Genomic DNA, 11703 nt, shown 5'->3' on the forward strand with positions numbered 1-11703 from the left:
GGACCGCAGCATCGCTGCGCAGACACCTGTTCATGGTTAAGCACCTCAAGAGCGACATGACTCAGAAGTCAGCAACCAATTGGTGAGCAGCCTTCCGCCACTCAACAAAGTCAGGGTCGTCACCAGACAGGATTCGAGGCGCAGGCTCCTTGTGTGCCTGCAGCCCTACACATCCGGCAGTCCTGGTGTGCATCCGCAAGCGTTCGACGGCGTGCGGGAGCCTTTCGTGAAAGGCAAGCGGTCCGAAGCCCGGGTCATCTTGGGTGTAGGAGGCAAGCTCGGCGCGGTGAAGCGCATACAACTCAGCCACAATCTCGGGGTGACGCCACCAGCAGTCAGGAATGATCGACGTCGTCAGCTGATAAGTCGAGACAAGCCATCGCACCCATGAGAAAAGGGCACCCCAGACTTCCTGGGACTGCTCCGTAGTCATTTCCCGCCAACGGCGGGTCACGCTCTTGGAAGCCGCTGAAGCACCAAAAGCGGATCTAAACAACTGTGCGGTGATCTCGTCGTCCCCGAAGGAGCCAGCAGACGGAACATCGAACTCCTCGGTCTCGTCATGGCTGCGCATCCGACGCCCCTTTTGTCTTTTGCTGACGCTCCCTGTGCCCGTCGGCCAAGATGCGCTCCATCTCCGCCTTGAAGCGGCGCAGCTCCCCTGCGTCCTTACGCTTGTGCCACTCGAGTAGGTCGAGCAGGATCGGTCGAGTCCGCCGCCCAAGCATGAGCGCGGTGCCAGCGGGCAGGCGCCGAATCTCGTCCAGAGCAATCACAGGACTTTCCCGTATCTGCTCCCCGTCCTGCCGGCCAGCGGAAGACCAGGACCGCGTGGTGAGGGTGAGGCTCCTCTCCCCCAGCAATCCGGCGAGCGAACGCAGGTCCCGTTCGTCAGATCCGCCGCCAAAGATCACTTTGATGATCGCCGAGTCCCAGATGGTCGATGCCTCATCAATGGACCAGCCCGAACGGGCCTGGGACAACGACTGCAGAACGACGAGCGTTGAGATCCCGATACCGCCGCCGTCGGACAGCGCCACAGGCAGCCCGGGCCATGGGGCCAGGTTGGCGATTTCGTCGAGGATCAAGGAAAGAGGTGGCTCCAGCCGTCCTCCTGGCGATACGAAGGCCATTTCCCGCGCTGCATTGTCGATGTCGTCAATCAGCGCGGACAAGTACGGCCCTGCGGCAGCGGCTCCAGCCCGAGTGCCAATCAGGTACAGGGTTCCCCGCTCCCGGATGAAGGCTTTCGGATCAAACTCTTCAGACCCATCCTGCGGATTCAGCGCGGCCAGCACCTTGGGTGAGGACAGAGGCGCCACCGCCGCCGAAACGCCAATCCACGAATTGGACGTGTTCCGCGGGTCGTCCTCCAGGATGCCCATCAGGTCGGCCTGCCAACCCAGCGCCGCGCCCGGCTGACCCAGCACCTCGAAAGCTTCGCGCGCCAGTACCGGACTGGAAGACCAGCGGCGAAATGCAGTCACTCCCTGCCCAGACAGTGCCGCAGCATGGAGCAGGCACTGAAGAACTATCAGCGAGCGCTTCTGCCACGCAGCATTCTCGCCCTTCATCTCGGTGTCCGCCGTGATGACCAGCGCGCGCCGGGTTGCGATGTCCGGGTCCTCGCATCCGCGTACCGGTGACCAGCGCAGCGACGACGGGATCCCCGACATGCCCTGTGGGTCAAAGACGGTCACGGGTCGGCCTCCGGATGCCCTTGCCTTCATCGTCACCACCAGGTTGTCCGCACGCGTGGATGTTGTGACGACTGCCCCCGGTGCATCAAGGATGGCGTTGATGACGACGTAAAGCCCCTTCCCGGATCGCGGAGCACCTTGAATCACCATCGACTCTTCCGTGGAAACATGGACGGTGACGCCGCGGGAGCGGCCCAGCGTCCACGACACGTCCTGCACCGAAGGGTTTGCGAGTCCTGGGCGCGTGAACTTTCCTCTTTTCCGCACGGCCCTCGCCCCAAAATCGTGAAGAATCTCCGCGCGACGGGCAACGCCGTCGCGATTCAAGATGTCCTGGCGCAGCCAGCGGCCCGATTGCTTCCACCGCCGCCAAAGGACCACCGCGCCGACGGCGAGCGCAGCAACCAGAAGGAGAGCCGGGGCCAGGACCCACCAGACGCTGTCCGTGCCGAGCACACAATCAGCCCGGCGAACAACGATCCACTCCATTCTGTTGGCAACAAGTCCGACGGCGGCCGCAGGGTTGAAGGGCGACGGCGGCATAGTGCCACACTGCAAGGATCCAGCCACATGTACTGCAGCCTGCACCATTGCGCAAAGACATACATAGGCTGCCGCGCCGACAAGACCAGCGGTCACCAATGGGTTGTCGCTTGCCGCCCGCGAGCTCGCTGGCCGTCTCACAGCATCCTGTCGTCTGTCCCGAAGACAGCGAGCTCGTCAGTGGTCACTCGGTTGGCAACGATGAAGGAGCGGTTGCCCACTTTCCAGAGACCGACGCCCTTCGGAAGGTTCTCGACATGCTCGCACTCCGCTTCGGTCAGGCCGAGCGCTTCCTTGGTCAGGCGCATCGCATCGTGCTTTTGCCGGTAAATGACCCTTGTGTCAGCCTCGGTCAGCAGGCCCAGTGCTTTCTGTCTGTGTCCACTCGTGCTGTCACCGATCTCGTTAAGGTCGGCGACCTTGTGCATGATCAGCAGGTTCGCGATCCCGTACGTTCTGGCCAACCGCCACTGTTCACTCATCTTTGCCAACATGTACGGATCAGCGAGCATCCGCCACCCCTCGTCGTACACCACAAGGCGCTTACCGCCGTCGGGGTTGGTGATGGCGGCTTCCAACCACGTGGCACCGCAGGCAGCGGCTAGCGAAAGGGCCTGCTCCGATGCTCCGATCAGCGCCGAGGTATCCATCACCATCATGGGAGCGTCAGCGTCGAAGGCAACAGTGGAGGGAGCATCGAACATGCCTTCGAGATCACCGGACACGGTACGTCTCAGGGAATGGCTGACGGCGGTTGCTCCATCTGCGCCGACCAGGGCGGTCATCTCTTTCGACGGCTTGAGGAGGTGGTCGAGCACCATGGGCAGGGTCGGGTTTGAGTTCTCGGCCATAGTTTCCATGAGGGCGATGTCCAAGGCTGTGTGCTCCACGGGCCGAAGGGGCGTGCCCTGCCGCATGAGCGAGACCAAGGCCCCAAGGAGATAACGACGCCGTTGCCTCACGACCGCTTGCCATTGAGCCTCGGTAAGGGCAGTGGAGCGGGGACCGGCGTCGAGGGGATTCACCCTTGCAGGGCGGCCCGGGCCGATGGAAATGACCTTGCCACCAACAGCCTCCGCTACTGCAACCCACTCGCCCTTGGGATCAGACGCGACGGCTGCCTTTCGCCCTAGTGTGATTGACCGCGTCACGAGCGACTTGCCGCACATTGACTTGCCGGTGCCGACTGTCCCGATCACAACGATGGAAGGGCCGCTGATGATTCCCTTGTCATAAAGGATCCAAGGGTCATACGAGAAAGCCCCGGACCCGAACACATCCGTACCGATGTAGGTTCCCTCGTGCCCCAGTCCCGACTCCGTAAGAAACGGGTAGGCGGCCGCAAACGTCATGGTTGATGCGCGGTGGGGCGCGGGCCGCAGCCGATGAGGACCACGCAGGGAGTTCGGCTCGCTGCTCCCCCAGTCGCCCGCGAGGGGTAACCCCTGGGGGTAGCGCTGCTTCTCCCCTTCCGCGGCACTCTCCCACCCTGCAGCGAACGGTGCGGGTCGGCGTCGTGCTTTCCGTTCCGTCCGGTTCTTCCCCGACGGTAGATACTCGAAGCTTTTCACTGCTTGTTTCAACGCAGTCCCCTTCCGAGCGGCAGGCCGCCGGCGACAAACGCGGCCCATTGCTGTCCATAGAGAAGCCGGAGCTCAACGAACGCTCCGGCGGCGGCGGACTCAAGTTCCTGGCGATGCCGTGCCAGGTCCTCCAGCGATGTCGCGGTGACGGTGATGTAGGCCGCCGGGCGGACGTCACCATGACCGGCGACGATCTCTTCCTCCCTCTGGATCACTTCTTCTTCCTCGGCCTTTTGCTCACGGGTGAGAGGCCTGTCGAAGCGGGCGTTGATACGGCGGCGGGTTTCGTGCGCTTCCTGAGCGGAGCGGATGTCACGGAGGGCTTCAGCGGTAGGCACTGCCCGGATGACTTCCGTGAACGTGTGGCGGAATTCGCCCACGTAGATCAAGGGGTGTAGGAAGCCCGGGAAGACTTTTTGGCGCGGCCATTCCGCAATCCAGAAGGTCTGGTGGAACCCGGTGTCCGTCCGCAGGTAGGTCCAATGTTCCTCGACGGCCATTGGTCCATGACGGTGGACGGTTTCCGTCGCCTTACTTGCCGGATCGTCCGACGGCGGGGCTGCCGCCGCCGACGCTTTGGCGGTAGGCAAGGCAGCGGGATCGAAGGCGGCACCGATGATGCTCAGCAGTCCGGGTTCCCCAATCCACTCGTCCACCTTCACGCTGTGTGTAGTAAGAGACGTTTTCATCGCCTCGACTTCCAGCCGCAGGACGCGTTTCAGGCCTACCAGTCCCCCGCCCGACTCCTTGATCCGCCGCCGAGCCTTGCTTGTGTCCAGGACAATTGCCACGAGCAGCTCATGGCTCATGGTTGCCCCGGCTGCACTGAGCAAGTCCTCATACGCGCGTTGTCCCCACGCAGCCTTCTCGTCGGCTTGCGCCAGCCTGGCCTTGTCTTTGTAGAACTCCCAGAGCGCCGACGACGGATAGGGCACTGTGTAATCCTGGACGGCAATCCTGGCCACGCTTGGCCGCTGGGCCATGCCGGCTTGCACACGTGACCAGGCCTGGACCGTCCAGGCTTTGTCATCTGCATCCAGCAGTGCAAAGGATCGCGTGCTGCAGCGCAAGACTGCGATTGCTTCCCTGCCGTGACGGTCGACCATGAAGCATTCACCATTGGCGGTTGTTCGGATCTCCAGGTTGCCGAGGCCGCCCGGGAGCGCCAGACGACCAGCGAGTTGCGGAACCGCGGGCTTTGCAAGGAACCGTGTTTGTCCTGCCGCTGCGCGATAGAAGAACATAACGAGCTGTTTCGCCCATACCGGATAAGGGATACGGGAATACTGAAGGAGCCCCAGCAACATAAGCCCAATCCACAGGGGCCCAGAGGAGAACAGGCCAACCGGCCCACTACTCGCGGAAGCCACGATGGCAACCGCCCCTCCCCCCGCAACGATCAGCAACTGATACCACTTGAGGCCCAGGAAGAACCCGCGGCGCTCGTATCTCGGAAATTTGACGGCTTCAAGGGCACGCGCATCGTCAGACATGCGGGATTCCTCCGTTCGGAGGGTTGAATTTTGGTGGTTGGGGTTTCGGAGGCGGCACCCTTGAAGGCGCCGGTGCGGTCGCGTTTTGGTGCGCTCGCGGTTCGGCATCCCCGGGTGGGGCCTGCCGCATAGGTGCTGGGCCGGTTCCGCTTTCTTCGTGAAAAGCTCTGTGCACGAAGCCCTGCTGCGACCCCGATGGGTGCGGGGTATTCGGGCCTCCGGTGGAGGGCGCGGTTCTTAGGGCCAGATGGCCCCCTTCACCTTGGGGCGACGGCAGCACGGACCGGACAGCGGGTGCCAACGCTTGCGTCGGGAAGATACTACGGCTTGAGCTGATCGGCCGAGTCATGGCGGATCGATTCACCAAGCCCGCAAGCGTTAGGCGACCACCGGTCTGCCGACTAATCTGGCGAGCCGCAACGCTGCTTGTCCGGGACAGAACGTGGCCGCCTCCGGCCGTTTGGGCCGCTGCCGCGAGTTCCCCGCCAGCGAAGCCGACCAAGCGCAGGGCCATCAAAGGTGCGCCGCAGGCAAGCGCCATGCCCACCGTTCCGGCAGCCAACCCGGCAAAGGACTTCGACTCTGCAAAGAGCTTCACCGCCACGGCCAAGACCGTTCCGGATAGGGGTTTGGCCAACACCAGGGCGATGACCACCTCGCACCAGCGGCGTGCCCAGGACTTTGTCTTGTCCCAGGGCAGAAGCATCAGGGCCACCGGCGCGACGGCCGCCAACACGACGAGTGCAAAGGAGCGGAAGATCATCGAGCACATCAGGATGAAGGCAAGGATCCACACGACGATAACTGCCATCACTGTAACGACGACGGCACCGGCTGGGCCCCCTGTCGTCCCAGGTGCCAGCGAGACCAAATTCCATTCCCGACCACTTCCTTCTGGTGCCCGTTCAAACCCGAAAAGCCTCATGAACACGAGGTATGGGTCAGAACCAATCGATTCGAGCAAGGCGGCCGAGGCCAAATCGCTCGCCCGCGTCAGCTGCCGGACCAGATAGACGGCAGCCCCTACGAGAGGAATGGCGGCAGCGCCACCGACCATCGCGCGGCCGATTCGTCTGGGCTGCTGGCTGACCAGGCCCGACAGGACCTGGAGGATCATCACGACGACGAGCGGCGTCATCATAACGACGACCCACCAGCTTGTGAGCCCCTCTATCGACAGCCATTGGGAGTCGTCCACATCCGACACGGTGAAGGCGCCAGTGATGAAGGCCCAAAGCCAGGACGCCATGTTTTGGAGGATGTTTGCGAAGAGAGACGTGACTGCGCCCAGGGCGTTGTCGTTAGCCTGTGAGACCAAGCCGCAGCCGGGCGGCCACCATCCATTGAGGTCGCACTCAACAGGCATGAGCTAAAACCCAAGCGGGAAGGCGGTCTGCGACCAGAGGATGTAGCCGTTGATGCCGCCGAGAATGGCAGCCACCGGGCCGGTCCAGAGGAGGATCACGCCGCCACCCGAGGCAAGGCGTGACGATTGGCTAAGCTTGCCGGCCAGCAGCATCGCGGCACCTATGATGGCCACGATGGCGATGATGATGAAAGCGCCGACGAGGATGCCGCCGCCGATCTGTTTGAGCGATTCCAGGAAGGGAAAGCTCGCGTTCGGGGTGATCCCCGGGTCCACCGCTGCGAATAACATTGGTGCTCCGTCCGTCGTAATCCATGGAGTGAGCAGATGAGCTCACGGGTTCATGGATGTTGCGGAGCGGAGCAACATGACTCGATCAGCGATCACCTTATATAAGCGGCAAGAGCACCAGACGTGCGATGACCGCAGTGAGATGACAGTGACAGGGGTGGATGCCCCTTAGGGAGGCCGAGATGAATGGGCCCGAGTCCTACGTCCTATCGAGCGGCGTGATGGGTGCCCCTCTTTGGGCTGCTCCCACCAAGAGGGGCATATTGCAGCGTTTTGGAGCCAGCATGGTCTTCCCGACTCCCGGAGGAACGCGAATAACGGCGTGATCGAAGGTGCTGCGATCCTTGCATTATCAGGTAGAACGGTGCGGACACCACATGAACACCAGGACCGCACTTCTGACTGTTAGGCGCATGGATCTGCTAGGAGACAGCAGCCTGGTGTGGACGGATAATGAGCGGCTATGGAACCAAATGCTGAGGTTTCCCGCGGTCCTTGCCCAGGGGAAGAGTGGGCCTACAGGCGGCGTGACGGTGCGCCGTCCGAGCGGGTGCACATCGTGGCGGTGCACCAGGAGGGTCGAAGATTCCGCGTCGACATCCGCCACATGCACGGTCATCCACCGGGCAGGGAAGAGAACGTTCCTCGCTCGAGGCTCAAGGTGCCGTGGAAAGACGTAGTCCCGTACGACGCCTCGATGGATGGCTGGAGGCGTCTCAAGGCCGAGTCCATCGACGGCCATGAGGCGTCGGCCCTGTGGGCGGCACTTGAGCTGGTTGTACCTTCGGAGGTCGCTGAGCTGTCTGTCGCTTCAAGCGACGACTCGTTGACGGTCCATGATCACGTTGCCTTCGAAACGCTCACCGGGCAGACCGTGGCTGCCTTCCAATCCCGATTTTCCTGGCTGGTTCATGACGGCGAGGTGTTCCTGTCGCCGCGTGCGGCGCTGGCTGTAGTGGAGCTGGCCTGCCGGAGGAACCCGGCCCCGGTCCTGGACCTCGTCATGGCCGAGGAAGCAGTGGCTGGAGAAAAGTCCAAGCGGGGCGGAACCATTGAAGACTGGGAGACCCGAGAAACGGTAGCTACATCTGCAGAGTTCGAATACGACTATTACCTGCGCCGTCAAAAGCCCATTCATGAGATCCTCCGCCAATGGTGCGGGTATGGCTCGGTGACTGCACATGAACGGCTCTTGGCTGCAGAAGCGGAAGTCAATCGCCTCGACGTCCTCCTGACCTGGGCTGTGGACCACATCCGTAGGACTGATAGGAGCGCCGCAGAAATGATCGAGAGGGAGCACGAGGAGGACCGCATCACCCCTTACACCATCCGCCCGGTTCCCCAACGTCCGCTGAAACCGCACGAAATCCCGCGGATAGAAGTACCCAACCGCCGGCGCTGGTACCGCTGACACATACCCATCGCAGGGGTTCTCGCCAGCTCGGTCTGCATGACGAAAAGAAAGAACCCCGACAGCCTGGGCTGTCGGGGTTCCGTCGAGGCCTGTCAGGAGCCGCTGATCTTCCCTGCCGCGATGAGCTGCTGGGCGCGCTGCTGCTGCTCATCGTCGCCAAAGCGCGCCACCGCCGTCATCAGGTCCATGCCGTCCTCAAGTCCGCCATAAATGTCCTCCAGCCGCTCGCGCGAGCCGCCGAGCAGGCTGATACCGCCCAGCGCGTTAATCTGCTCGAGCTGCAGGTACGCGCGGTACACGAGGTCGACGTGCACACCGTCATCGGCGGTGAAGGGGTTCGGGACGTAGTCGGCGTCAGGCGTAAGGTCATCCGTGTCGAGGCCCAACCGGGCCAGCTCGTTCTTGTTCATGGATGCTTCTCCTTGGTTTTAGGACTGTCACTCGGCTGTGACGACTCTCGATCTGAGACCGTCAGGATGCCGCAGGGCCATCATCCAACCCCAAGACCTCCGGGCGGCCTTCCATGACCTCGACAACGCCCCGAAATCCCCTATAGGAGCAGGAGGCCAAGGAGGGGGAAAGCAGGGGGCCAGTCCCCCTCGACGGGACCAGCTCCCAGGCCTAACCTGACCTCGCAGGAATCCGACAATGAAGACGGGGGTGCCCAAAATGGGCGCACAGGAAGACGTCGCGCTGGTCCGGAGCGGCTATGAAGCATTCAACGCTGGCGACATGGACACGCTCAGGGAACTGTTCACCGAGGACGCCGTGTGGCATGTCGGCGGCAGCGGCGGCCTGTCGGGAGACAAACAGGGCAGGGACGCCATCCTCACCTATTTCGGTGAGCTTGGGTCACGCTCCAACGGCTCCATCAAGGTCAATCTGGAAGATGTGGCTGCCGGCGACAGGTACGTGTTTGGGGTCCAGTCCAACCATGCAGAGCGTGATGGCAAGCCCTTGGATCAGCGGTCGGTCCTGGTGTTTACCCTCGCCGGCGAGAAAGTAACGGAGGTCTTCGAGCTCCAGGAAGATACGGAGAAAGCTTCCGCCTTCTGGTCCTGACATCAGGCGCCCGGGTTTCACCCGAGGCGAGTACTTATTCGTATGGCTCGAGCGCCACCGAAGGTGGACAATAGCTGTGAACGATCGAACCAAAAGATGAGCGATCGCGCCGCACCTGGCAAACCTAACGGTCCGGTCAGCGCTATTTCGTCTGAGCTTCGGCCCTGCCACTCCCAGCTCACACCTGAATTTCCTTGACTAGCGGCCACAAACCCACGAAGTACATTAATTGAGGCTTCTATGCAGGCCTACGACTACACACATAACCATCGCCATATCTGGCCATTCTTCTTGGCCGTCATCTTGGGTTCCGTTTTGCTTGTCGGTCCTGAGACCGCGATCCGCGCCAAAGTTACCATCAGCAGCGCAACCACGTCCTCTTCCCGTGCAGGGGCGAGAGCGAACCCCAGTGATGGGTGGAGCCAGTTACCGCTCGAAGCCCGCGAACTATGGAAGTTCCGATTCACCAGGGGGCGCTGACGATTAGCCTCCGACAGCCCGCCCCGGTACCGATACCAAAGCGCCCCTCCCGAAATGACCTTCCGCGGCTATGCCCTTTTGCAGTACAAATTGGCCTCTGACGGTCCTGAATTCGGTACGCGCCACTTGGCACAGAATCCATTGGCAGGTCTAAGTCAACAGACTTGCCCTGAACAAGGACTAAGCCCTAGATCCTGCTGCTGGGGCAGGGCCTTAGAAGTAAGTGGTGACAAGTGCCGGCGGCACGGGCCTCTACGGGGATGCCGCTCCAACCGATGCCGGCCCCCACCCCCTTTCTACCACTGTCTCGCGCACTGGCCAGGGGCACCCTTCCATGTCGCGAAGCCGTGGCTGGAGTTCCTCCAAACCGAACGGCTTCGTGCTGGATGTTTCCGCGCACCTGTCCCTACCGGCCCCGGCCCGATACGCTCTGGACGGGTGCCATCGGCTGAGTGCGTGTTTCCGGTTGAGACGGCACGTTGGTCAGCTCCCGGGTTGGCACCATCTATTGGCGCGGCTGCGATCCATGCGCGGTGCGCTGGTAGGCGTCGGCGATGTAGCCCTATCTATTCGAGTTGGTCGGTACTCGCATACAAAAGAAGCCCCAGCCCCAGCTCCTTGACACGGACTTGCGTGTCAATTAGCTGTTCCACCGATTGGGCGATCCCGTTCTTGCGGCTCTTGAACCAGCTACCCAGCTTACTTTTCCGACCGACACTCGGAGTGCTTACTCCCGAAAATCCTGTTGACGGCCCTCGGAGCCGGGCGCCCCTTCGGGCAGCCCGAATCTTGGGGTATTCCGCTGCGTCCGAGACGGGAGCAAACTGCCAATGCGCGGGTCCCCCGCGCATTGGTCATCGAACAGGAGGACGTTCCAATGAGCAGCTTAGAATCCTTTAGTGGAATCGGCGTCTACGAGATGCAAAGCGCCGCGTCAAGGGAAGTTAAGCGCATCATGGCCGAGGTCGGTGGCGACCGCCTTAAAGCCGACAAGATTGTGCTCACCAGGCTTCATGAGCTGAATTTCATCACGGAAAAGGAGTTGCCCGTGCTGAGCCATATTTGCGAGCTCGGCCACGCGGCGACTGGCGGAAAACACGACGCAGCAAAGGCATACCAGGAAGTGAAGAAGGCCTATGAGGAACTCCTGGTCAACGGCAACGCGAGCCCGGTTGCTCTCGCCTACGCCTCGGGCGCCGTTGGATCCTACGTGTCCGGCGACGGCACTGAGCCCGGCGGGTCTACGGTGGTCTACAAAAAGTCAGGCGGTAACTGGCAAGGCACCCTTGCCGGCGCAGGTGCAGTCATTGGTGGTTACTTTGGCGGTGCCGGTGGAGCCGCTGTGGGCGCCGCTATCGGAGGCGTGGTCGGCAAGATCGTCGACGACTGCTGAGTCATGTGAGGTGACAGCGAGAGCAGCAGGAGCAACGAGAGAACTCTTTGACCCCAAGCCGCAATAGTAAGTAGCCTTATTTATGGGCGTGGTGTCCAGCAGTGGGCGTCGCGTCCCTTCAGCCAGACGACGACCATTGGGTCCATATGTGTGGATGCCGGTAGGACTAATCTCGCCCCTCCCTACAGATGCGGTCCGCTGCTGTCCAACCCGTAACAGCGCGGCATGGCCAGTCAAGCTTAACAAGACTAAAAGTCCGGCTAGTTGGTGGCCTACGTCGTGGCTACCGTTAACGGCTTGAAAACCGTACCCTTCCATGAGGCCAAGGACCTGCTGTCAGCCCTCGGCGGCCGATAAGCGCGGAGAGCGATTGCTGAT

Annotated in this window: 10 protein-coding genes; 3 read left to right on the forward strand and 7 right to left on the reverse strand. The window is 62.0% G+C overall.

All coding sequences use genetic code 11. The features are described 5' to 3' along the window. Positions 1-61: 61 nt before the first annotated feature. The 6 genes from QFZ60_RS11610 to QFZ60_RS11635 form a co-directional block, all read right to left on the reverse strand. Positions 62-574 (reverse strand): hypothetical protein, encoded by a 513-nt coding sequence (locus QFZ60_RS11610; protein WP_307090631.1) that lies wholly within the window; start codon positions 572-574, stop codon positions 62-64. After that, on the reverse strand, positions 561-2243 hold the full coding sequence (locus QFZ60_RS11615) for a type IV secretory system conjugative DNA transfer family protein (RefSeq protein ID WP_307090632.1): 1683 nt from the start codon (positions 2241-2243) through the stop codon (positions 561-563). The genes QFZ60_RS11610 and QFZ60_RS11615 overlap by 14 nt, the downstream gene beginning before the upstream one ends. 137 nt (positions 2244-2380) lie before the next feature. After that, on the reverse strand, positions 2381-3595 hold the full coding sequence (locus tag QFZ60_RS11620) for an ATP-binding protein (RefSeq protein ID WP_251425507.1): 1215 nt from the start codon (positions 3593-3595) through the stop codon (positions 2381-2383). A 227-nt stretch (positions 3596-3822) separates the two neighbouring features. Next, positions 3823-5427: an SCO6880 family protein gene (locus QFZ60_RS21685; RefSeq protein WP_373427679.1), complete on the reverse strand. Its 1605-nt coding sequence runs from the start codon at positions 5425-5427 to the stop codon at positions 3823-3825. After that, positions 5312-6568, reverse strand: a complete 1257-nt coding sequence (locus tag QFZ60_RS11630) for a type IV secretion system protein (RefSeq protein ID WP_307090634.1) — start codon at positions 6566-6568, stop codon at positions 5312-5314. The genes QFZ60_RS21685 and QFZ60_RS11630 overlap by 116 nt, the downstream gene beginning before the upstream one ends. Positions 6569-6688: 120 nt before the next feature. After that, entirely contained in the window at positions 6689-6976 is a 288-nt protein-coding gene (locus QFZ60_RS11635) for a hypothetical protein (RefSeq protein WP_307090635.1), read from the reverse strand. Positions 6977-7637: 661 nt separating this feature from the next. Here QFZ60_RS11635 and QFZ60_RS11640 point away from each other — a divergent pair. After that, entirely contained in the window at positions 7638-8387 is a 750-nt protein-coding gene (locus QFZ60_RS11640; protein WP_307090636.1) for a hypothetical protein, read from the forward strand. Positions 8388-8482: 95 nt separating this feature from the next. On the opposite strand, the gene QFZ60_RS11645 is transcribed toward QFZ60_RS11640, so the two are convergent. Next, positions 8483-8800 (reverse strand): hypothetical protein, encoded by a 318-nt coding sequence (locus QFZ60_RS11645; RefSeq protein ID WP_307090637.1) that lies wholly within the window; start codon positions 8798-8800, stop codon positions 8483-8485. Between the two features lie 259 nt (positions 8801-9059). Between QFZ60_RS11645 and QFZ60_RS11650 the strand changes: the two genes are divergently transcribed. Together QFZ60_RS11650 and QFZ60_RS11655 are read left to right on the forward strand one after the other, a co-directional pair. Next, the gene (locus QFZ60_RS11650) at positions 9060-9452 is read left to right on the forward strand and encodes a nuclear transport factor 2 family protein (RefSeq protein WP_307090638.1); all 393 of its coding nucleotides are present in this window, start codon (positions 9060-9062) and stop codon (positions 9450-9452) included. A gap of 1357 nt (positions 9453-10809) precedes the next feature. Further along, entirely contained in the window at positions 10810-11325 is a 516-nt protein-coding gene (locus QFZ60_RS11655) for a hypothetical protein (RefSeq protein WP_307090639.1), read from the forward strand. Positions 11326-11703: the final 378 nt, after the last annotated feature.

The organism is Arthrobacter sp. B2I5 (assembly GCF_030816735.1).
Taxonomy (GTDB): domain Bacteria; phylum Actinomycetota; class Actinomycetes; order Actinomycetales; family Micrococcaceae; genus Arthrobacter.

Bases quoted from the DNA above. Each gene is read 5' to 3' on its own strand.
- QFZ60_RS11620 (WP_251425507.1), bottom strand. From the start codon at position 3,595: ATGACGTTTGCGGCCGCCTACCCGTTTCTTACGGAGTCGGGACTGGGG.
- QFZ60_RS11630 (WP_307090634.1), bottom strand. From the start codon at position 6,568: ATGGCGTCCTGGCTTTGGGCCTTCATCACTGGCGCCTTCACCGTGTCG.
- QFZ60_RS11610 (WP_307090631.1), bottom strand. From the start codon at position 574: ATGCGCAGCCATGACGAGACCGAGGAGTTCGATGTTCCGTCTGCTGGC.
- QFZ60_RS21685 (WP_373427679.1), bottom strand. From the start codon at position 5,427: ATGCCGAACCGCGAGCGCACCAAAACGCGACCGCACCGGCGCCTTCAA.
- QFZ60_RS11645 (WP_307090637.1), bottom strand. From the start codon at position 8,800: ATGAACAAGAACGAGCTGGCCCGGTTGGGCCTCGACACGGATGACCTT.
- QFZ60_RS11655 (WP_307090639.1), top strand. From the start codon at position 10,810: ATGAGCAGCTTAGAATCCTTTAGTGGAATCGGCGTCTACGAGATGCAA.
- QFZ60_RS11650 (WP_307090638.1), top strand. From the start codon at position 9,060: ATGGGCGCACAGGAAGACGTCGCGCTGGTCCGGAGCGGCTATGAAGCA.
- QFZ60_RS11635 (WP_307090635.1), bottom strand. From the start codon at position 6,976: ATGTTATTCGCAGCGGTGGACCCGGGGATCACCCCGAACGCGAGCTTT.
- QFZ60_RS11615 (WP_307090632.1), bottom strand. From the start codon at position 2,243: ATGCCGCCGTCGCCCTTCAACCCTGCGGCCGCCGTCGGACTTGTTGCC.